Source organism: Mycobacterium sp. AZCC_0083, assembly GCF_014202335.1.
GTDB lineage: Bacteria > Actinomycetota > Actinomycetes > Mycobacteriales > Mycobacteriaceae > Mycobacterium.
Genome location: NZ_JACHGP010000001.1, coordinates 714,670 through 733,549, shown reverse-complemented (window position 1 = coordinate 733,549; position 18,880 = coordinate 714,670). Strand labels below are relative to the sequence as shown.

25 protein-coding genes, 4 tRNA genes and 1 pseudogene are annotated in these 18,880 nt (G+C 64.8%); 6 read left to right on the top strand and 24 right to left on the bottom strand.

Features of this window, described 5'->3' with window-relative positions:
* Positions 1-352, top strand: a 352-nt coding sequence (locus HNP02_RS03505; protein ID WP_184434749.1) for a transposase, incomplete at its 5' end; no start/stop codon positions are given.
* Positions 353-373: 21 nt separating this feature from the next.
* Here the strand turns inward: HNP02_RS03505 and HNP02_RS03500 are convergent.
* The 7 genes from HNP02_RS03500 to HNP02_RS03475 all read right to left on the bottom strand — a co-directional run bounded on the left by HNP02_RS03500 (position 374) and on the right by HNP02_RS03475 (position 3,523).
* Complete coding sequence (locus tag HNP02_RS03500) at positions 374-859, bottom strand: SRPBCC family protein (RefSeq protein WP_184434746.1); 486 nt, start codon at positions 857-859, stop codon at positions 374-376.
* 38 nt (positions 860-897) lie between these two features.
* Positions 898-1,023 (bottom strand): three-helix bundle dimerization domain-containing protein, encoded by a 126-nt coding sequence (locus HNP02_RS42440; protein ID WP_255506126.1) that lies wholly within the window; start codon positions 1,021-1,023, stop codon positions 898-900.
* Between the two features lie 11 nt (positions 1,024-1,034).
* The gene (locus tag HNP02_RS03495) at positions 1,035-1,688 is read right to left on the bottom strand and encodes a DedA family protein (protein ID WP_184434743.1); all 654 of its coding nucleotides are present in this window, start codon (positions 1,686-1,688) and stop codon (positions 1,035-1,037) included.
* Positions 1,689-1,767: 79 nt separating this feature from the next.
* Positions 1,768-1,938: a CsbD family protein gene (locus HNP02_RS03490; protein WP_184434740.1), complete on the bottom strand. Its 171-nt coding sequence runs from the start codon at positions 1,936-1,938 to the stop codon at positions 1,768-1,770.
* Between the two features lie 102 nt (positions 1,939-2,040).
* Positions 2,041-2,709: a cation diffusion facilitator family transporter gene (locus HNP02_RS03485; RefSeq protein WP_184434737.1), complete on the bottom strand. Its 669-nt coding sequence runs from the start codon at positions 2,707-2,709 to the stop codon at positions 2,041-2,043.
* Positions 2,709-3,032, bottom strand: a complete 324-nt coding sequence (locus tag HNP02_RS03480; protein ID WP_184434733.1) for a helix-turn-helix transcriptional regulator — start codon at positions 3,030-3,032, stop codon at positions 2,709-2,711. Before HNP02_RS03480 ends, HNP02_RS03485 begins: the two co-directional genes overlap by 1 nt.
* 227 nt (positions 3,033-3,259) lie before the next feature.
* Positions 3,260-3,523 carry a hypothetical protein gene (locus HNP02_RS03475; RefSeq protein ID WP_184434730.1) on the bottom strand — a complete coding sequence of 88 codons (264 nt, stop codon included), beginning with the start codon at positions 3,521-3,523 and terminating at the stop codon, positions 3,260-3,262.
* 194 nt (positions 3,524-3,717) lie between these two features.
* Between HNP02_RS03475 and HNP02_RS03470 the strand changes: the two genes are divergently transcribed.
* Positions 3,718-4,083 carry a hypothetical protein gene (locus HNP02_RS03470; protein WP_184434728.1) on the top strand — a complete coding sequence of 122 codons (366 nt, stop codon included), beginning with the start codon at positions 3,718-3,720 and terminating at the stop codon, positions 4,081-4,083.
* Between the two features lie 7 nt (positions 4,084-4,090).
* Here HNP02_RS03470 and HNP02_RS03465 read toward each other — a convergent pair whose 3' ends face one another.
* The 3 genes from HNP02_RS03465 to HNP02_RS03455 are packed head-to-tail and all read right to left on the bottom strand — an operon-like array spanning position 4,091 to position 6,358.
* Positions 4,091-4,690, bottom strand: a complete 600-nt coding sequence (locus HNP02_RS03465) for an HAD family phosphatase (RefSeq protein WP_184434725.1) — start codon at positions 4,688-4,690, stop codon at positions 4,091-4,093.
* Positions 4,687-5,607: an MFS transporter gene (locus HNP02_RS03460; protein WP_184434722.1), complete on the bottom strand. Its 921-nt coding sequence runs from the start codon at positions 5,605-5,607 to the stop codon at positions 4,687-4,689. Before HNP02_RS03460 ends, HNP02_RS03465 begins: the two co-directional genes overlap by 4 nt.
* Positions 5,600-6,358, bottom strand: coding sequence for a DeoR/GlpR family DNA-binding transcription regulator (locus tag HNP02_RS03455; RefSeq protein ID WP_309241391.1), 759 nt, complete (start codon positions 6,356-6,358; stop codon positions 5,600-5,602). Before HNP02_RS03455 ends, HNP02_RS03460 begins: the two co-directional genes overlap by 8 nt.
* A 317-nt stretch (positions 6,359-6,675) precedes the next feature.
* Here HNP02_RS03455 and HNP02_RS03450 point away from each other — a divergent pair, with 317 nt between their 5' ends.
* Positions 6,676-7,494 (top strand): class I SAM-dependent methyltransferase, encoded by an 819-nt coding sequence (locus HNP02_RS03450; protein ID WP_184434719.1) that lies wholly within the window; start codon positions 6,676-6,678, stop codon positions 7,492-7,494.
* 19 nt (positions 7,495-7,513) lie between these two features.
* Here the strand turns inward: HNP02_RS03450 and HNP02_RS03445 are convergent, their stop codons facing one another.
* The 3 genes from HNP02_RS03445 to HNP02_RS03435 are packed head-to-tail and all read right to left on the bottom strand — an operon-like array spanning position 7,514 to position 10,228.
* A complete protein-coding gene (locus HNP02_RS03445; protein WP_184434716.1) occupies positions 7,514-8,041 on the bottom strand; it encodes a hypothetical protein in 528 nt (175 codons plus the stop codon).
* Positions 8,042-8,073: 32 nt separating this feature from the next.
* Positions 8,074-9,867, bottom strand: a complete 1,794-nt coding sequence (locus HNP02_RS03440; RefSeq protein ID WP_184434713.1) for an alpha/beta hydrolase — start codon at positions 9,865-9,867, stop codon at positions 8,074-8,076.
* A 55-nt stretch (positions 9,868-9,922) separates the two neighbouring features.
* Positions 9,923-10,228, bottom strand: coding sequence for a type VII secretion target (locus HNP02_RS03435; RefSeq protein WP_184434697.1), 306 nt, complete (start codon positions 10,226-10,228; stop codon positions 9,923-9,925).
* Positions 10,229-10,408: 180 nt separating this feature from the next.
* On the opposite strand from HNP02_RS03435, the gene HNP02_RS03430 reads away from it, so the two are divergent.
* Complete coding sequence (locus HNP02_RS03430) at positions 10,409-10,729, top strand: hypothetical protein (RefSeq protein ID WP_184434694.1); 321 nt, start codon at positions 10,409-10,411, stop codon at positions 10,727-10,729.
* A 1-nt stretch (position 10,730) separates the two neighbouring features.
* Positions 10,731-11,244 (top strand): annotated as a pseudogene (locus tag HNP02_RS03425) (recombinase family protein).
* 70 nt (positions 11,245-11,314) lie between these two features.
* Here the strand turns inward: HNP02_RS03425 and HNP02_RS03420 are convergent.
* From HNP02_RS03420 to HNP02_RS03385, 8 genes are all read right to left on the bottom strand, one after another.
* On the bottom strand, positions 11,315-12,808 hold the full coding sequence (locus HNP02_RS03420) for an arylsulfatase (protein ID WP_184434691.1): 1,494 nt from the start codon (positions 12,806-12,808) through the stop codon (positions 11,315-11,317).
* A gap of 713 nt (positions 12,809-13,521) precedes the next feature.
* A complete protein-coding gene (locus HNP02_RS03415) occupies positions 13,522-13,800 on the bottom strand; it encodes an adenylate cyclase (protein ID WP_184434688.1) in 279 nt (92 codons plus the stop codon).
* 402 nt (positions 13,801-14,202) lie between these two features.
* Positions 14,203-14,598 (bottom strand): hypothetical protein, encoded by a 396-nt coding sequence (locus HNP02_RS03410; RefSeq protein WP_184434685.1) that lies wholly within the window; start codon positions 14,596-14,598, stop codon positions 14,203-14,205.
* Positions 14,595-14,915 (bottom strand): hypothetical protein, encoded by a 321-nt coding sequence (locus HNP02_RS03405; protein WP_184434682.1) that lies wholly within the window; start codon positions 14,913-14,915, stop codon positions 14,595-14,597. The genes HNP02_RS03410 and HNP02_RS03405 overlap by 4 nt, the downstream gene beginning before the upstream one ends.
* A 235-nt stretch (positions 14,916-15,150) precedes the next feature.
* A tRNA-Val gene (locus HNP02_RS03400) sits at positions 15,151-15,225 on the bottom strand.
* A gap of 11 nt (positions 15,226-15,236) precedes the next feature.
* Positions 15,237-15,310 (bottom strand) — tRNA-Cys (locus tag HNP02_RS03395).
* Positions 15,311-15,337: 27 nt separating this feature from the next.
* Positions 15,338-15,410, bottom strand: a tRNA-Gly gene (locus tag HNP02_RS03390).
* Positions 15,411-15,542: 132 nt separating this feature from the next.
* Positions 15,543-15,884: a hypothetical protein gene (locus HNP02_RS03385; RefSeq protein WP_184434679.1), complete on the bottom strand. Its 342-nt coding sequence runs from the start codon at positions 15,882-15,884 to the stop codon at positions 15,543-15,545.
* Between the two features lie 92 nt (positions 15,885-15,976).
* On the opposite strand from HNP02_RS03385, the gene HNP02_RS03380 reads away from it, so the two are divergent.
* Positions 15,977-16,051, top strand: a tRNA-Val gene (locus HNP02_RS03380).
* A 273-nt stretch (positions 16,052-16,324) separates the two neighbouring features.
* Here the strand turns inward: HNP02_RS03380 and HNP02_RS03375 are convergent.
* The 3 genes from HNP02_RS03375 to HNP02_RS03365 form a co-directional block, all read right to left on the bottom strand.
* On the bottom strand, positions 16,325-17,140 hold the full coding sequence (locus tag HNP02_RS03375; protein ID WP_184434676.1) for an RsiV family protein: 816 nt from the start codon (positions 17,138-17,140) through the stop codon (positions 16,325-16,327).
* Between the two features lie 474 nt (positions 17,141-17,614).
* Positions 17,615-17,992, bottom strand: a complete 378-nt coding sequence (locus HNP02_RS03370; protein WP_184434673.1) for a hypothetical protein — start codon at positions 17,990-17,992, stop codon at positions 17,615-17,617.
* A gap of 57 nt (positions 17,993-18,049) precedes the next feature.
* On the bottom strand, positions 18,050-18,868 hold the full coding sequence (locus HNP02_RS03365; RefSeq protein WP_184434670.1) for an alpha/beta fold hydrolase: 819 nt from the start codon (positions 18,866-18,868) through the stop codon (positions 18,050-18,052).
* Positions 18,869-18,880 lie beyond the last annotated feature (12 nt).

The window sequence follows — 18,880 nt, the reverse complement described above, 5'->3', positions numbered from 1 at the left end:
TGAATTCGGGGACGACCCGAATCGCTACACCACAGCCAAGTGTCGCAAGAACTACGCCGGAACCTCACCATTGACCGTCGCGTCGGGCCGCAAACGCGCCGTGTTGGCCCGCTACGTCCGCAACCGCCGCCTCTACGACGCCGTCGATCAATGGGCCTTCTGCGCACTGCAATCCAGTCCGGGCGCGCGCGCCTTCTACGACCAACACCGCGCCGCCGGCGACCTGCATCATCAAGCATTGCGCGCCCTGGGCAACCGCCTCGTCGGGATCCTGCATGGATGCCTCCGCCACCACAGCACCTACGACGAACACACCGCCTGGGCACACCGCCAACCCGCCAAAGCCGCTTGACACCTTACGAACCTGGGATGTCTAACCGCGCGGGTAACCGCGACGCACCGTCCGGTCGAGGATGCCCAGCGTGGCGCGCAGCGCGCCCTCGGAGATCACGGGGAAGATCCCGGCGTCGCGCCAGTGCTGATCGATGTTCGACCAGTCGTAGAACGACGTCACGACGGTGGCCTCGCCTGCCGGGCCGTCGGGCTCGAGGCGGTAGCCGTAGACGTGCCCGATGTTTGGGCGGATCTGGCCGAGGACGGTCCAGGCGATCAGCTTGTCCAACTCGTACTCGGCGATCTGCACGGTGACGTCGTACCTGCCGAGCGGAAAGTCGTTGAGCGCCTCGCGATCCATGTGCACCACGAAGCTGTCGCCCGCCGCCGTCACGGGCTCGCCGTCGGCGCCCTGGAGCATGCCGGTGGCGTCGATCGCGACGTGTCCCTGGGGGTCACACAAGACGGCGAAGACATCGGCTGCGGGGGCGGCAATGGTGCGCTGGACTTCGAAGCGGTCGGTCATGCCTCGATGGTGTCAGGCCAGTGGTGGCGACCGTCGAACTATGCGTCGATGGTGCTGAGCTGACCGAGCTCGCGCTTGGCGCCGCGTTCCACGAACAGCGGCACGAACTCCCGCAGCGGCCGTTCGTCGAACCGCGCGTGAATGGCGTGCACGACTTCGGCCACCCGCTCCGGCGTTAATGGTGTCGGAGGGTGTCCCAGTCGTGCTCTTCCCCCAGCTTGGCGATCGCCCAGCTGGTTCGCTCCTTCAGCAGCAGCGTGACGATCACACCGATCGCCACGGCGACGAGGAGTGCGATCCAGGAGAACCGGGAGAGCCATTTCTCAGCGGCCAGGCCGAGGTAGTAGACGACGGCGGTGGTGCCTCCCGCCCAGAAGAACGCGCCAGATGCGTTGGCGGCCAAGAAGTGTGGGTAACGCATCTTCAGCGCACCGGCGAGCGGGCCCGCGAAGATGCGCAGCAGTGCGATGAAGCGGCCGAAGAACACCGCCCACACGCCCCATCGGGAGAACAGTTGCTTTGCCAGTGCAACGTGCCCAGGGCCGAAGTGCTTCGGGAACCGCTTGCCAAGGCGCTCGAAGAGCCCCATGCCGAACCGGCGACCGATGCTGTACCCGATCGTGTCGCCGACGATGGCGCCGGTGATCGCCGCCGCGGCGACGCCCACCGGGTTGATGTCGAGGGTGTGGCGCGAGGCCAGCAACGCCGCACTGACGAGTGCGATCTCGCCAGGCAGCGGGATGCCCAGGCTCTCCAAGCCGATGATGAAGCCGACGACGAGGTACACCGCGAACGGCGGGATGGTCTGCAGCAAGGCGTCGACGTCCACGGGCCAAGGATGCCTCGTGCGCCTACGACTCGGCCCGCCATCCGTTGGAATGGCGGGCCGAATGCGAGTTTCTTCGTACCTACTTGAAAGCATCCTTGACCTTCTCGCCGGCGTCCTTCAGGTTGGCCTTCACCTGATCGACCTTGCCCTCGTTCTCGGTGTCCTTGTCACCGGTGGCGCTGCCAGCCGCTTCCTTGGCCTGACCGCCGAGGTCCTCGATCTTGTTCTTGGCCTTGTCCAAAGCACTCATGTGAGCTCCCTCGCTCTCGTGTCCGGGCTGGTGTCCGAACGTGGCATCGGGTTCCTCGGCGCACGGGTCGCGAAACTCATTGCCGTTCTCGTCACAGAATGATTATTCGCAGGTGGCCCGGGTAGCCGGCGTCGAGCAGCAGGTATCGCCCCGCCAGGCGTCGAGACCCTCCCTGACCGCGATGACGGCGATCACCATCGCAGCGACGGGATCGGCCCACGACCAGCCGAACACGCCGTTGAGCACGAGTCCGACCAGCAGGACGGCCGACAGATAGGTGCACAGCAGGGTTTGCTTGGAGTCGGCGACCGCCGAGAGCGAGCCCAGTTCGCGGCCGGCTCGCCGCTGCCCCCACGACAACACCGGCATGACGGCCAGGCTGACGGCCGCCAGGGTGATCCCGACGATGGAGTGCTGAGCCTCGCCGCCGTCGAGCAGCGACCGGATCGCGTCGATGGACACGTAGAGGGCCAAGCCGAAGAACGAGAAGGCAATGATCCGCAGCGCGGTCTTCTCGCGGGCTTCGGGGTCCTTCCCGGCGAATTGCCAGGCGACTGCGGCCGCCGACGACACCTCGATCACCGAGTCGAGGCCGAATCCGATCAGGGCCGTCGACGAGACCCGTGTGCCTTCGGTGAGGGCGACGATCGCCTCGATGACGTTGTAGGTGATCGTCGCTGCGACGAACAGGCGGATGCGGCGCGAAAGAAGTTGGCGCCGTTCATCGGTGAGCGCAGGCCCCAGCCCGGGCATGCCGAGGTCGGACGACATCAGCAGCTGCATCCGTGTTCTGCGCAGCACTCGGGGTCGACGGCGAGGACGAGGCCGAGCAGGTCATCGAGGGCGTGCGCAATGCGCGGGTCGGACAGCTCGTACCGCGCACGTCTGCCCTCGGTGACCGCGACCACGAGGCCGCAGCCGCGCAGACACGCCAGGTGGTTCGACACGATCTGCCGCGAGACGCCAATCTGCTCGGCAAGGTCGGACGGATAGGCCCCGGAGCGACGCAGGTTCAACAGGATCTGCGTGCGCGTGGTGTCCGAGAGCGCATAACCGAAACGGGCGAGCGCATCTTGATGAACCAGGGTCGCCATGGACCAAACAGTACATCAAAATCTGTACTATTTGGACGAATGGCGAGGTGGGCCGCCATACCGCGGTCCCGACGGAGGGGCGTACCTCGCGGTGGTTGGACCGGTGTCCAAGCGTCGAAGTTGCGCTTGTTCGTGAGCGACGACGGCCTGCGCATATTGCATGTTCATGGGGATGCTCCTGGTCTGTCGTCGCGGGTGCGTTCACAGGTAGGAGCGACGAGCGACGCCTAGTCCGACACTTTTTCCGGGACCGGTTCGACGGGCAGCGGTTGCTCGACCGCCTTGGGTCGTCGTCGGCGAATGGCTTCTGCAGCCAGGGCGACGACCGCCAGCTGAGCAGCCCCCAGGAGCAGCACCGGCCAGGCTGCACCTGCGGCGATGGCTAGCGATATCGGATGCGGCACGGGACGCAACCGGCGCACGGTCAGTGCCATCCCGACGGTGGTCAGGCACCATCCCGCCAGATAGCCGTAGAGCAAGGCGGCGATCACGAAGGCTCCTTCTGGGTTGGCTCGGTTCGGGCGCATACGCCCCGTTCACCAGTTAGGAGCGACGAGCCACCCCAATTCGCACACTTTTTACGGATCTTCCCGCGAGGCGGCCCAATTTCCAAGGATCCTCCAAGAGGCTTACAGAAACCTTGCCGTCACCGGTCGACGCTCCGGCCGGACGAAGGGAACGAGCCATGAAGCGACTATTCGTCGGGCTGGCCACGGCCGTGTTCCTGTTGGGCGCCGTCCCGGGGGTGGTGAGCCCCGGCACCGCCCATGCCATCCCCGGTGGTCCCGCGCCGCTGAACGCCTGGCCCGGCTGTCCGGAAGACAGCCCATCCGGTCCGTGTCGTTGGTGCCCAGGGGATCCGCCGGTGCAGACCGGCAACATCCGTGTGTACCCAGTCGTTTGGGACGAGAGCATCTGCCACACCTACTGGTACGTCTACTCCGGCCAGGGCAATGTCGCGCACAACATTTGGGACGGAGAGCTGCCGCCTCCGCCGCCTCCACCTCCACCGCCGGGCATCAGTTTCCCGTGCCAGCCGTGGTGTCTGTGATCCCAACTCACCTGATGACGCGCGTCAGTTGGTGATGTAGCGCGGCCGCAGAGGTGAAGGTGATGGTGGCCATGCCCAGATCGGCTGCTGCGGCGGTGTTCTCGGCACGGTCGTCGATGAAGAGCACTTGTTCGGGCGCGGCGCCCATGGTGCTAAGCGCATCGGTGAATGCGCCCGGCTCGGGTTTGTTTCGCCGCAGCCGGCAGCTGTAGAAGCGGTGGTCGAAGTGGCGGGCCCAATGGGTGTCCTCGATGGCGTCGGCCTGTGGTTCGGGGGCGTTGCTGAGCAGTGCCAAGCGGATGTGGTTGTGGCGGGCGAAGTTCAGCGTTGTGCGCAGGCTGTCGGGGTTCAAGTGAGACCACCCATCGATATCGACGGTGGTGAGTCGTTCGACCACGGATCGTTGCCGGGTGAGGTCGCGGTCGAGAACCCCCGACCAGTACCGCTCGGGGGTCTGGCCCCGGTCGTAGTCGGGCCGGTAGCGCCAGTACCGTTCGCGAAACTCGTCGCGATTCAGGTCGGCGATTGCGGCGAGTTCGGTGAACGCCGCGTCGGGTGGGGCGGTGCTGAGAACTTCGCCGTAGTCGAGCAGCAGCCAGTCGATCATGGTGTGCGCCTGCCTTTCAGGCCGGGTGCGAACCACGCGCCGAGCGCCACGAGCCCGGTCAACACCGGTAGCAGACCCAGCGCGGTCGGGAGGGAGGTCAGCGCAGCGACGTGTCCGAGCCCGGGGACGGCTCGGGTCGCACCGAGCGAGCCCGACAGGTAGACCGAGGCCCAGTTGGCGGCGGTGCCTTCACACAGCATGTTGGCGAAGGCGATCGTCGCCAGGGCGAGCATCCCGACCGACCACCGCGACCGGCCATCTCCTGATTCCGTTTCGGCGGTGGGGGTTTCGGTGTCCGAGCCATCTCGATGGTCGGGGAGCAGGCGCGTGCTGAGCAGGCCGGCGATGAGCAGGGCAACCGATCCCAGGACGAGCAGTTGGGGTGTCAATGCGAGCCCGCCGCCGACGGCCAGGGCGCCGATCCCGGCGCCGGTGAACGCGCCGATGCTCCAGCCGCCGTGCAAACCGGACATCAGGGGTCGGCCGCTTCGTCGTTCGATGTCGATGGCCTGGGTGTTCATCGCCACGTCCAGGGTGCCCTGGAACACGCCCCACAGGACCAGTGCACCGAACAGTGCGGGCAGGCTGCCGGTGATGCCGACGAGCGGGCCTGCTGCGCAGTACCCGCACAACGCAACCTGGATGATGCGTCGACTCCCGAAGCGCGGCAACAACGTTGCGGCCAGGCACAATGCGGCTATCGATCCCACCGGGGCGCCGACCAGCGCGAGACCCAAGGAGCCGTCGTTCAGGCCGAGCGACTGCTTGACGTGTGGAATGTGCGCCGTCCACGATGCGAACAACAGACCGTGGACCACGAAGACGACCGTGATGGCGATCCGCGTCGCTGCGGCGCCGGGGGAGGGGACTCGCGTCGCGTCGGGCCGACTCCCCAGGTCGCTCACCGGGCTAGACACGATGCACGATCGTCCCCGCCGCCTCGAGCGACGCGATGGCCTCGGCGGGAGCGGTGTCGTCGGTGACGACGACGTCCACCCTGGTTGCCTCGCACACCACGGCCATGGCCGAGTGGGCGAACTTCGATCCGTCGAGCACCAGGATGGTGCGACGAGCGCAGCCGATCAGGGCCTGTTTCACCGCGGCGTCGCCGAGGTCGTGCGTGGTCACCTGGCCTTCCGGTGAGATCCCGCAACACGCCAGGACGATCGTGTCCAAGCGCAGCGCCGCGATGGTCGCCAGCGTGGCGGGCCCGACGACCGACAGTTCTCCCGGCCGGACTTCACCGCCGGGCATCAGCAGCCGCACCGAGGGCGAGTCGGCGAAGGCCATTGCCGCATGCAAGGACACCGGCAGCACCGTCAACCGCCGGCCCCGCAGTGCCCGTGCCGTCTCGAGTACGGTCGTGCCGCCGTCGAGGCCGACCGCCTCGCCATCGGCGATCAGCTCGGCCGCCGCGGCGCCGATCCGCTGCTTGGCCGCCGCGGCGGACATCTCGCGCATCGCGAACGGCAACTCCTCACCACGCATCAGCAGGCTGACCGCGCCACCCCGGACCCGGCGGGCCACACCCTGCTGCACCAGCGCGTCCAGGTCGCGGCGGATCGTCATCTCCGCGGTACCGAACTCGGCGGCCGCCTCCGCCACGTCGACTCGGCCCCGCTGCCGGAGCTGGTCGATCAGCCACATACCGCGTTCGGAAGCATCCACGTAACTAACGTACATCAGAAATGTTCATACGCACACCATGAACGTGCGTACTGCCTGTGGTAGGTCACCGACGGGTCACGTCATCGACATGGATTAGGTTGACCCACACGGGCTTTGGGCTCAAAGGATGAGTGGGCCGTAGAGTTTTGGAGCTGTTCAGCAGCTGTCGAGTCGGGATGGCCCCGTTAGCGCGCAGAATCTACGCCGGTTTGCCGCCGTCGAATAGCACTCGATCCTCGGCGTTGGGCGGGGCCAATCCTGCTGCCGCCGGGCAGCGCCGGACCCGGGACACAATGGGATAGATCAGTGAGGTGAGCGTGACCGATTCACTCGGCAGGTCAGGCGACGGCCTGTTTGCAGGAACCGCATGGCATTACGCGCGATATCGACCGGGTTATCCGCAGGCGTTCTTCGATGACCTTGTCCGGCAGTTCGGCCTCGACGGCACCAGGCGTCTGCTCGACCTAGGTTGCGGTACAGGCCAGCTGACACTCCCTCTCGCAGGACACGTCGCTGAAGCCGTCGGCGTGGACCCCGAGCCCGAGATGCTCGCCGAAGCCGCCGGGCGGGCCCAGGCATCCAACATTGCGAATGTGACCTGGACACAAGGCAGCTCGACAGAACTCCCAGGCGATCTCGGGCGCTTCCGGCTGGTCACCATGGGTCGCTCGTTTCATTGGATGGACCGCGCACGAGTCCTGGCAGTCCTCGATGACATGGTCGATGACGTCGGCGGCATCGTGCTCGCCAACGACAGCTGCTTGGTGCGGCCGATCACGGCAGGGCAGCACGCCATCGAGGAGCTTCAACCTCACTTCCTACCTGCGGACGTCATGCCCCCGGACCCGCTGCTTGGACGCATGAACGCACCCGTCGACCACGGGTCGCACGAGGAGATCCTGGCGGTCTCACCCTTCCGGCACGTGCATCGACGGATTTACGAATCCGCACGTCCGTGGACGGTCGAACAGGTCATCGGTTACCTCTACTCGACGTCGCTGCCACTTCGCCGGCTCCTCGGCGATCGGCGCGGCGCGTTCGAACAAGCCATCACCGATGCATTGCTCGCGATCGACCCGAATGGACGGTTCATCGAACCAGTCACTCTCGAAGTGCTGACGGCCACCAAACGGTAGGGCCCGTCTCCACTCGCGTTCAACCCGAGGTGAGTTCTCCCCGAATGTTCTCGAAGAGGCTGTTCGTCTGGTCGGATCGATGGTCGAAGGTGTCGCGACACTCGCCGAGGACATCGATGCTCACGTGAGCGATGGGCGGGTCGTTGGGCTTGGGTGGCGGTATCACCCACACGACCACGTCCTGCCCGTCGCGCTTGAACGTGGTTCCATGCGAGTGAAAATCCGGATCGGTCTGCCAGCCGTGTTGCCGCAACCGATCGAGCACCACATTGGGGGACACCTCGCGAGACCGGTCGGCCCCAGGGATCCACAGCCCCAGATTGGCATGAGCCTGGAACGGCGCTTCGCCTTGGTCGTTGCACGAACTGTAGCCAAAGGTCGCGTCGGCCACCTCGCCACCGAGATCGGAGACCACCTGCTTGGATACGTCGATGACCTGACGGCGGGCTTCCTGCGGGGAAATCGGGTTCAGCACGATGTCACTGCACCCCACCAGGGCGAGCAGTGCCACGAGCACCGCGGTGATTCGGGCGTATACGAGCCTCAATGTTCATTGCTCCTGTCCTTTGGTCTTCATGGCTAGCCACCCTGTCCGGTGTGGTAGTGGTCGTTGTTGGAGCTGTGCATCAACTCCGGATCGACGACCAGCGGCGCAGGCAATCCCGGTACCGGGAAGGGCAATCCGGGAGTCTGCACGCGGTGGTCAGCGGTCATGCCGTCATGTTCGAGTGCGTCCCCGTGCCCGGAAACGATGTCGGCGACACTGAACAACGACTCGGATCCCTTCTTGAAGTACGAGGTGTGCTCATCGATCGGGTTGGGACTGAATTCCGCTGCCTCGGCGTGGAATCGGGTGGAACCGAACCCATCCATGGCAGGGTCGGTGCCGAGTCCAACGCCCGGCACGTTGAGGTGGGGGCTTCCGAGATTCGTGACGATGTCGGTCGACGCCGAGCCGACGTACAGATGACCGTTGGGCGGCAGGTGAAAATCGGCGGCCGATTTCGCCAGATCCGTTCCCGGGCACCCGACGAGGACGACGTCGTCTGCGTGCATCCCGTAGCCGGCCGCGGCGTCGGCGACCGTCGTCGAGCCGTATGAATGACCGATCACCGTCGTATGCGAGGGGCCGGCGTCGTGCGTGGCGGCGAGTCCGTTGACGTCGGGAGCCAGGAGTTGTGCACCGTTGCGCGCCATGTTCGGCTCGGCGACCGCTAGATCGTTCGGGGCGTCGTAGCCCATCCACTGGACGACGGCCGTCGGGTTGTTCCAATCCGCCTTGTTCGCCTCGTTGTAGACGTTCACCGCGCTCCCGTCGGACAACGTCCCTGCCGCCACCGACGTCGTCAGGCCGGACACCATCACGGTCGTGTTCGGGGACTTGTCGGTGTTGCCGATCGCGATCGCGGCGGCCCCCTTGCCGCCGAACGCCTCGGGGTCGTACTTCATCAGCAGGATGTCGGGCGTCTTGTTGCCTGCGTCCTTGGCATCCCTGGCGTCCTGCGTCAACGCGGCCTCAACCTTGAGGGCATTGTCGTAGCGATCCATCATCGGTCCGGCCATGCCGTACTTCTCGGGGTGAGCCAGGACCTCCTCCTTGGTCACCCCGCGGGACTTGGCTATCTCGGCGGGCCGATTCAGATCCTGTTGCAGGACAGCGTTGTTCGCGATGCTGCGGTCGGCGATGGGAATGCCGTTGAGATTGCCCAACTTGTCGGGCCAAGCAGCCAGGAGCCGCTTCCGCTCAGTGGGGTCGAGCGAGTTCCACCACTTGTTGACGTCGTTGGCGTCCTTGCCGACCGGGATCTCCGAACCGTCGTCGTAGCCCGGCGATTCTGGAAGATCGCCTGGCCCGACGTTCTGCGGCGCGCCGTCGAGGCCACCGACGGCCGTGCGCAGGTTTTGACTCAGTTGTCGGTCGGTGGTGTCGAAACTGGCCAGCAGCGCCTTGACGTTCACCGAATTCGTCGCGGCGAGCTGCTGGACCTTCATCGCATTGGACCCGCTGATCTTCGCGAACTGATCTATCGGGCTTCCGGGGCGCACGGACACGGTCCCGTCCGGTCCGACCTGCCAACCCTGTCCAGTCAACCCAGTGACGGTGTGCAGCAGGTTGGTTCGGGTCAGCGCGAGTGCGCTGCCGCCCTGCTGCAGGACGGACTGGGTACGGCCAAGAGCGTCGTGGATCTCCTGCAACTTCAGCAGCGTGGGTTGCGCCTTCGCGATGGCCGCATCGGAGGCTGGACCCTCCCACTTGTCGCGCAGCCCGTCGATCGTGGCACGTTGGGTGTCGATTTGCGACGACAGACTCGACGCCGTCTGGCCCAGGGCGGTGGCTGTTTGGGTGAGCCCCTCGGGCTTCGAGGCCTCCACCTGAGGGATCGTGACCGTCAAGACGCCGTCCCGGCAAGCGCGCTAGCCGTGGTGGTCATGGGGCGAATTTGCGCAGACGGCGCCCGAGCTCCTCATCCGTCCGGTGATAGTGATCGGCCGCCGCCGAGAGTTTCGTGGAGTGATCGGTGAGTTCCCCGTGAACTGCGCTGGCCGCGGTGTCAAGGATCGATCCGGCGAACTGGCACGCCGCCCCGCTGAGCAACCCCGGCATGCCAGCACCTCCGGTGGCCATCGACTGTCCATTCGTCATGCTGGATACGAACGTGCTCACCTCAGCTTGGCTCTTGGCCGCTGTGCGTAGGTGTGTCGGGTCGACTCGCAACGTTCCCTCCACTCCCATGGAGGGATTCTAGTTCCGCCAGCAATGGTGCGGATGCACTTTTTGCGGTGATGCCACTTGACGTTGCGGCGGTGCCCTCCTGCGCGGGATGACCGCCGCCAAGCCACCGTTCGACCCGGCTGTCAGACCAAGTCCGCGAAGACCCGAAAACCCACCGTTGAGGACGCACAGTCCTCGGCGATGGCCGCGACGGCCAAGCGAGCCGGCCTCGAGGTGGTCGACGCCGATCCCATCGCGATGCTTCGCCGCGAGGCCACCGACGGCAAGCAGGTCAAGGCCGCAGCCCAAGCCCAGCGCATCGAGGCCAACGTTGACGACGCCATCACCAAAGGCAAGATCACCCCCGCGCGCCGCAAGCACTGGGTCGACCTCCTGGCCGCCGATCCGGCCATGGCGGACGTCCTGGCGACCTTGCCCGACAACACCATGCCAGTCCAACCGATCGGTCACGGTGTCGACATTGAGAGCGGCACACCCCAGGGCGCCCAGTGGTTTCACTGACTTGGCAGCGCGGCGCGCGCTGGACTCCGACACAGCAGGCGTTGGCGCCACCCGCGTCTACACCGACAAGCTGTCGGGAACGTCTACACGGCCTGGCTGCGCTGCTGGACTCTGAGAGGCAAGGTGACGCCATCGTCGTTGTTGGCATCGACCGTCTGGGCCGCAACGCCGCTGAGGTTATGACCACCATCCGCGACCTTGGTGAGCGCGGGATCGTGCTCCGGTCGCTTCGTGAAGGCATCGACACGTCGCACGCTTCGGGCCGCATGGTGGCGGGCGTTCTCGCCAGCCTCGCCGAGCTTGAGTTGGAACTGGGCAAGGAACGCCGCACGGCAGCGCGGGATGCACGGCGGGCACGCGGGCAGTCCATTGGTCGCCCGAAGGCGCTTGACCAGTCGAAGGTGGCTCTGGCGCAACGAATGCACGCCAGCGGTGAGTCCGCCAGCACCATCGCCGCAACCCTCGGAGTCAGCCGTGCGACCGTCTATCGGGTGTTGTCAGAGCAGGACGATTGATCGCTTGCGTCACCCAACGGCGATACGTCCCGCTGGGACAACACTTGCCCAGCGGGACATGTCAATCCACTCAGCTACTGCGGGACGGGGCTTCCTGCAGCTTGGCCATCACCTGGTCCATGTTGAAGCTGGCCGACTTTTGGCGCTGTGGGAACTCGATAAATGACTGCAGGGCATCGGCGACGTAAGCCTGCGCCGGGGTGAATACCCAGATGCGGTCGATCATCCAGTCGAAGTAGGTGTTGGAGGTGATGTCGGCGCGTTCGTAGGGGTCGGTGCGCAGATTGAATAGCTTCGGGGCGCGGAGTTCTACGTAAGGTTCGAGCCAGATCGCCAGCGTTCCTGCTTGGCGTTGCTCCATGAAGACGATCTTCCAATTGTCGTAACGCAGTCCGGTCAGATCGCCGTCGTCGGAGACGTAGAAGAAGTGCTGGCGCGGAGCTTCCTCGGTCTCGCCGGTGATGTACGGCAACTGGTTGTGCCCGTCGAGGTGCACCTTGAAGGTTGTCCCGTTCAGATCAGTTCCCTTGAGTAGTTTCTCGGCGATGTCGGGTTCCCCCGCCGCCGCCAGCAACGTGACGAACCAATCGTTGTGGCTGACGATCCCGTTCAGAACGGTGCCCGCCGGGATATGTCCTGGCCAACGCACCATGGCCGGAACCCGGTACGCGCCTTCCCAGTTCGAGTTCTTCTCGTTGCGGAAGGGCGTCATGCCCGCGTCGGGCCAACTGTTCATGTGCGGGCCGTTGTCCGTCGAGTACATGACGATCGTATTGTCGGCGATGCCCAGCTCGTCAAGGGTGTCCAGCAGGTCTCCGACGATGTCGTCGTGATCGAGCATCGTGTCGTGGTACTCGGACTGCCACCGTCCGGAGCGCCCGATGCTCTCCGGCTTGGGGTGGGTCCGGAAGTGCATGTGAGTGGAGTTAAACCAGACGAAGAACGGTGTCTCAGCGTCGTGCTGGCGCTTGATGAAGTCGACTGCGGCGTCGCGGAACTCCTCGTCGCAGGTCTCCATCCGCTTCTTCGTCAGCGGGCCGGTGTCCTCGATCCGCTGGGTGCCGTCGCCGTTCGCGTAGGTGTGCAGGACGCCTCGGGGACCGAACTTCTTGCGGAACTCCGGGTCCTTCGGGTAGTCGACGTTCTCCGGCTCTTCCTCGGCGTTGAGGTGATACAGGTTCCCGAAGAACTCGTCGAAGCCGTGCGCGGTGGGCAGGAACTCGTCACGGTCACCGAGGTGGTTCTTGCCGAACTGCCCGGTGGCGTAGCCCTGCGTCTTGAGCGCGGTCGCGATGGTCGGGTCTTCGGCCTGCAAGCCGAGCGTCGCGCCGGGCAGACCGACCTTCGTCAGGCCGGTGCGATACGGGTTCTGCCCGGTGATGAACGCCGCTCGACCGGCGGTACAGCTCTGTTCGCCGTAGTAGTCGGTGAACCGCACGCCCTCGGCGGCGATCCGGTCGATGTTCTTGGTGCGGTAACCCATTACCCCGTCGCTGTAGCAGCTGAGGTTGCTCTGCCCGATGTCATCGCCCCAGATGATCAGAATGTTCGGCTTGTCACTCACGGCTCACACGCTCCTCGTCAGGACGCCCTCTGCTGGTCGCCTGCAGCGAGGCTAGACCGCTTCACTTCCGGACCGCGTTGGAAGCCGGGGATGGGGGCGTGTGGTTGCGCTCGGGCGGCGCTTCATACGCACCGACGACAGCGACGGCACCCGTCGGAGAGCGCCTTAACTTTGGACTCGATGGATCCCAGCTCCTGCTGCAGTAATCTGACTGCCTCGCTCAGATGCGTGAGGCCCTCGGCCAGTAGCGTCGTGGTCGGGTTCTCGGTCGTCCTCGCCACTTCGCGAAATTTGTTGCCTGCGGATACGGCCCAACTCGCTGCGTTGCGCATGCGCGGCGACTGTAGCTCCAGGCACCGACACGATCGAGCGATCTCGCCCCGGCCCATCGCAGGCTGCTGGTTGGTCCGCGCGCCGACGCACTGAGGTTCCCCTATCCGCGTTGAGCGGGTGCTAGCTTTCGTCGGTGTCCGATATGTCGAGCCGCCAGAAGCCATCCCGTGGGGCCGCCGCGATGCGCGATTTGGAATTGCTCGTTCGGCCGCTCGGCAATCCCGCCTGGCATTCAAGCATTCACGCCCGCCCAGCGGATTGACGCGGAGCTGTACGCCACCGAGGTCGGCGCAATCGTCGAACTACTCAACTAATTGGCCGAGGTCCCCAGTCTGGTTCGATCCGCCGTGGCGGCCGGCGTCGCCCAAGAATTACTTGCTCTACGGTCCCTTGTGGGACACCTGGAAGGCGGCGACGTCGTATTGGCTCACGGAATGAGCGTTGCGGCTGTTCTGTGGCTGAGTTCCGGCATAGTGCTGCTCCGCATTGGCGAAGCCGCCGGAGCTGAAGCCCGCCGGCGCCGAGGGCTGGTCTTCCGCGGACTGGTTCGGTTGTCCGGTAGCGCCGGGGCTGTGTGGGTTGTCGGCGAGTGCAACGCCGGCCGGTGACAGCGCGACGAACGCGGTGATCAAGGCTGGCAGGATGATGGTCCGTTTCATGGCATTACTCCGATCTTGCATGGGCTACTTGTGACACGCTGGATCACCCCCAATCGGTTCACTCCGGAGAGCACATTTTGTGATTGGCGTCACAACACATGCTCTTTGCTGGGTCGCGCACCCAGAGGGCGTTGCAGGCGTTACGCAGAGAGCAATGACTGCCATGCAGGCCAAAAAGGTTCGGCCCGCCACCGGGAGAGCCGGTGACGGGCCGAAGGGTCGGATTTGAGATCCAACCCTAGGGTCGCGTTTGAATCGCGACCTTCTGATAAGACGCGGCGCTAGGGAGACTGGTTCTCCGGCGAGCAGCTCCGTATCGGCCTGGCACGCGTAGCAGCCTGCGTAAATCTTCTCCAGCGCGTCCGCCGCCAGCGAGCATCTCCGCGGCCAGGTTTCTGATCCTCATTCGGGCAACCTATCGATCATGTCGGGCCAGACACTCCAAACATGGTTCTCGCGAACGCCGGTGATCAGTTCCCACTCCTGCCGGAGGTTGTTGGCGAACTGGGCCAGGTCGGCGAGGGTGTCGATGCTGTACGCGGCGACGTCGGACAGCCCAGCATGCTCTTCGAGGCCTTTGATGCGGACCTCGTAGTCGATCTCGCCGGGCTCCCATGCCCAGCGGATTAGCCATCCGACGACGGAACCAGCGACGCTGGTGACCATCACGTGGTGGACGCCTTCGTCGCCGTTGAGGTCGACGTCCTCGATTCCGGGGACGGAGTGGCGGAAGATGCCTCTTTTGCCGAGCCAGCGACCCTGGAGACCGGTGACCAACTCCACGGTGTCGGTGCTCATTTCGCCACCCACCCGTCGGCCGTAGCTGCCGCCGCGAGTAGTGCCTGACCCAGCTGGCGCGCCTGCGCGCTGGACAGGTTGAGCCGCTCGCATTGGTAACCGCGCTCATCCATCTCATCCACATAGACGTCGTGGCCGTCGTTCCCCCGGACAGATCCGTTGGGTAGCTGGAGTGCCCAGGCGCCCGTCACAATGGCGCCGATTTCGTGGCGTTTGCCGTAGATGATGCGCTCCTCATCGCCCCAGTCATCGACAGTCGTAGCACCGGCTGGTGGTGCGATGTCGGGGTACGGGTTGATCTGAGCAGTGGTTGTCATGCGTGCAATGTCCTCCGGGGATGTGACATCGGGGCACCGGTCGGTTGTGTGCCAGCCGTACCGGCCGCAGTGGTCGCAGCGGACAAGGTCGTGCGGGGTGTTTGGAGCAGTGGTGGCGGTCATGGCTAGCCTCTCGAATCACGATCGCGACTCGAGCTCTCTACAACCATTTGGCACGTATCTGGCATGTGCCCTGCGCTGAGGCTTTGAAACTGCCTCTGACCTGCGGTAATGTTGGTGCGCGATACTGGGATTGAACCAGTGACCTCTTCCGTGTCAGGGAAGCGCTCTCCCGCTGAGCTAATCGCGCCGGGTCATTCTTGGAGGTGGAGACGGGAATCGAACCCGTGTGCACGGCTTTGCAGGCCGTTGCCTCACCACTCGGCCACTCCACCGTCGGGGTTGATGCCATTGCACCTTCGAGCGGACGACGGGATTCGAACCCGCGACCCCAACCTTGGCAAGGTTGTGCGCTACCAACTGCGCCACGTCCGCGTGCTACGGGCGAGATCGTCGCCCGTTGCGAAGCACGACATTAGTCCACTCAAGCGAGGCGAGACAAATCACCCTGGCACCATTGCGGGATCAGAACACCTGATACGCCTCGCGGGCGATCGTGAAGCCGTGTCACGTCTGGGTTTCGCGGCAGGTGACGTCGGACTCCGCGCTGTCGCACTGCATCGACCCGAGCGACACCGACTGGCCATACTGCAGTGGCTTGCCACCGCCGAGAGTGGTGTCGCCTGCGCAGACGAACGCCGCCTCCTCGCCGCCCGACAGCGAAATGGCCCGGCCGTAATCGAACTCACGGTCGGCGGGCAGGGGCGGGGGAGTCCAGTCGCGCTCGGAGGTGTCGCACCGCGTAGGCGAATCGATGATGCAGCCGACGTTGCCGCTCGGCGAGGTGAACCCGACGAGGTCGGTCGCCGCGTCGGGTTCATTCGTCGATGGCGACCCACGCCGTCGCAATGTCGACTCGTTCCGGACGTCGGGATTCCCGGCCAAAGCGACGTCCGTGTTAATCTCTGATGTCCACTGATCACGGATCGGTGCGTCTCCCAGGTCTCGTAGCTCAGTGGGAGAGCGTCCGCCTCACACGCGGAAGGTCGCTGGTTCGATACCAGCCGGGACCACCACAAAGCGCCGGTTCAAACGCATGAATTGCCCGTCATCTGGCTCATTGGCGAGAAACGATCCGGCCAATATCCGGCCAAACTGCGGATCCGTTCCGAAGGATGATTACCGAAGGTCCCGACGCGTGTCGTCGAGCGCGTCGAGCGCCAGAGGCGACGCGATCAGCGAGGTGATGGAATGCCTTGCCGCCCATGCCGGATACACCTCATACACAACCCGGTGACGGGCGAAGCTTCTGCTGACGCTGCCCTCTGCGAAACCAGTGTTTGAAAGTGTTACGCAATCATCGGGTCGATCGCCGACCGGGGCACCAGCACCTGCAGCGCCCCGGCTAAGTCGGGCAACAACACGCCCTGGTCGAAGAAGAAGATCACCCCGTCGTTGACCACCGCGAAATTCTGATAGTTGGCGGGGTTGTACAGCGCGGCTGTCGCGAATGGCAACGGCGGTGGTGGTGGTGGCGGCGTGGTAGTCGGGGTGGTGGTCGGCGTGGCCGCGACCGGCTGTCCCGGTTGTGCGGGCGGCGGGGGAGGCGCGACCGGTGACGGCGGTGCCAGCTGCTGCTGCAGTTCCGCCTGGACGATCGGCGCGACGGTCTTCAGCGGATCGTCCACCCGCCATAGCGGGGTACTTTCTTTGTCGTCCGGTGCGGCCGTGTAGGTGATCGCCTTGCGATAGCTCTGGTCCCAGTTGAACGACTTGTACGTCGTCTGCGGATGCGCGCCGCCGACGTTCTGGTTCACCGTGAACACCACGGCCTGCGTGCCCCGCGGGGGAATCGACGAGGTGTATTCCGTCGGTTTGATGCTCAACTCATACGGTGTGTCGCGGGGCGCCCCAGACTTGGCCACGTTGAGGAACCCGTCGCGCGTCTGGGAGATGTAGTCGGCGATCGACTTCTCGTCGGGGTAGTCCAGCGGGATGCTGATGTCGACGCTGTACGCGGGGTCGGAGAGTTGGATCTCGCACGTGCTGCCGGTACTGCCGCCCTTGAGGTCAGCGCAGTAATCCTTGGGCGCCGCCACCGCCACGCCAGAGGAACCGTAGATGGCGGCAATCGTGGCGAACACCGCCACGCTGAAAGAGCGCATGGGTAATACCTCCTAGCAAACGCGGCACCGCGCCGCGAACCAAGATTAACGTGCCGCGCGCCAGTAAAAGAGGCCGGGCGGAGTTACCGCTGCGGGAGCGACGACGGACATCAAATACCAGGACCATCGCCACGGTGAACGCGCCTGCCGCGACGGCCTAACCGCCTCACGCGCGGAAGGTCGCTGGTTCGATACCAGCCGGGACCACCACAAAGCCCCAGTTCGAAAGCCGCTCAGGGTCGGCGATGGGCTGGTCGAGAAGCCGCGGCTAGTGCCTCACATGGGCCAAATTGGCTCAAACTTTTCAGATGTGTCTCAGCGGACGTCAGGCGAGCGCGTCGAGCGCCGAGGCGATGTCGTCGCCGTAGATGTGCGCGTCAGGGTGCTCGAGGCCCGTCGTCTTCGGCAGCCGGACATTGCGCTGAGATTGGTCTGTCGTGTCTCGGGCGACCTGGTTGGGTGGCCGCTGTCGTGTCAGCCGGATGGGAACTCGATGCTGGACATGGCGAAGATCTTCCAGCCTTCGGCGGTGCGGGTGAATGCGTAGAAGGCGGATACTTCCTCGATGAGCGATCCGTCCGGTCGTAGGCGTTCACAGTTTCTGAGCAGAACGTGGGCCTTGGTGGCCGACACCGCGACGACGTCGATTTCCAGCCCTGCACTGGTGGCCCAGTCATTCTCGCGTTTCAGTGCGGTTGGGCTGTAAGGAAATTCGTCCAGAGTTTCGCTGCGTCCGTCCATCAGAAATGTGCAGGGCCACTGCAGGTGGCGGCGGATGGCGTCCTCGTCGGCTTCCATGAACGCATCGAGGTAACTCTGGTATGCCGCCAGCACCTCTCGACGACTCGCCATAAGCAGCTCCCGCCCGACAGGTTTCCGGCACTTCGGCATCGTTTCCGTGAACGGCCGCTATGCGGTGACGAAGTCGAGCAGGTCCTGGTTTACCTGGTCCTTGTGCGTGGTGGTCATGGCGTGTGGTGCTCCGGGGTAGATCTTGAGAATGGCGTCGGGTACGAGGGCCGCGGCCAGGGTGGCGTTGCCCACCGGGGCAATCTGGTCGTCGTCTCCGTGCAGGATCAGGGTGGGGACGTCGATCTTGTTTAAGTCGTTGGTGACGTCGGTTTCGGCGAACGCGGCGATACCCAGGTAGGAGGCCGGGAATCCGGTCAACATGGTCTGCAGCCAGCACGCGTCGAGCTGGGCTTGGGGGATCTTGACATCAGGACGATTGGCACCGAAGTGCAACGTGACCATGTCGCGGAAGTATTCGGTGCGGTCGGCCAGGACTGCGGCGCGCATGTCGTCGAAGAACTCGGTGGGGACACCAGCGGGGTGTGCCGGGGTTTGCATGACCACGGGGACGGTCGCACCGATGAAGACGGCCTTGGCGATTCGTCGACTGCCGTGGCGGCCGATGTAGCGGGCGATGACGCCCCCGCCCGTGGAGTGGCCGACCAGGATGGCGTTGGTCAGATCTAGGGCTTCCATCAGTTCGGCGAGGTCCTCGACGTAGGTGTCGACGTCGTTGCCGTCCCACGGTTGACTGGAGCGCCCGTGGCCACGGCGGTCGTGTGCCACGCAGCGGTATCCGTGGTTGGCGAAGAAGAACATCTGGTCTTCGAAGGTGTCGGAGTTCAATGAGTAGGCGTGGTTGAAGACGATTGGCTGCCCATTGCCCCAATCCTTGACATAGATGTCGGTGCCGTCCTTGGTGGTGAACATGCTCATGTGGGGATTCTC

Coding starts and splice junctions, on each gene's coding strand:
- HNP02_RS03370 (WP_184434673.1), bottom strand. CDS start 17,992: ATGGCGAGTCGTCGAGAGGTGCTGGCGGCATACCAGAGTTACCTCGAT.
- HNP02_RS03375 (WP_184434676.1), bottom strand. CDS start 17,140: ATGCGCTCTTTCAGCGTGGCGGTGTTCGCCACGATTGCCGCCATCTAC.
- HNP02_RS03365 (WP_184434670.1), bottom strand. CDS start 18,868: ATGAGCATGTTCACCACCAAGGACGGCACCGACATCTATGTCAAGGAT.
- HNP02_RS03465 (WP_184434725.1), bottom strand. CDS start 4,690: ATGATCGACTGGCTGCTGCTCGACTACGGCGAAGTTCTCAGCACCGCC.
- HNP02_RS03435 (WP_184434697.1), bottom strand. CDS start 10,228: ATGGGAGTGGAGGGAACGTTGCGAGTCGACCCGACACACCTACGCACA.
- HNP02_RS03480 (WP_184434733.1), bottom strand. CDS start 3,032: ATGGCGACCCTGGTTCATCAAGATGCGCTCGCCCGTTTCGGTTATGCG.
- HNP02_RS03410 (WP_184434685.1), bottom strand. CDS start 14,598: ATGAGCACCGACACCGTGGAGTTGGTCACCGGTCTCCAGGGTCGCTGG.
- HNP02_RS03415 (WP_184434688.1), bottom strand. CDS start 13,800: ATGAAACGGACCATCATCCTGCCAGCCTTGATCACCGCGTTCGTCGCG.
- HNP02_RS03485 (WP_184434737.1), bottom strand. CDS start 2,709: ATGTCGTCCGACCTCGGCATGCCCGGGCTGGGGCCTGCGCTCACCGAT.
- HNP02_RS03405 (WP_184434682.1), bottom strand. CDS start 14,915: ATGACAACCACTGCTCAGATCAACCCGTACCCCGACATCGCACCACCA.
- HNP02_RS03470 (WP_184434728.1), top strand. CDS start 3,718: ATGAAGCGACTATTCGTCGGGCTGGCCACGGCCGTGTTCCTGTTGGGC.
- HNP02_RS03430 (WP_184434694.1), top strand. CDS start 10,409: ATGGCCGCGACGGCCAAGCGAGCCGGCCTCGAGGTGGTCGACGCCGAT.
- HNP02_RS03490 (WP_184434740.1), bottom strand. CDS start 1,938: ATGAGTGCTTTGGACAAGGCCAAGAACAAGATCGAGGACCTCGGCGGT.
- HNP02_RS03500 (WP_184434746.1), bottom strand. CDS start 859: ATGACCGACCGCTTCGAAGTCCAGCGCACCATTGCCGCCCCCGCAGCC.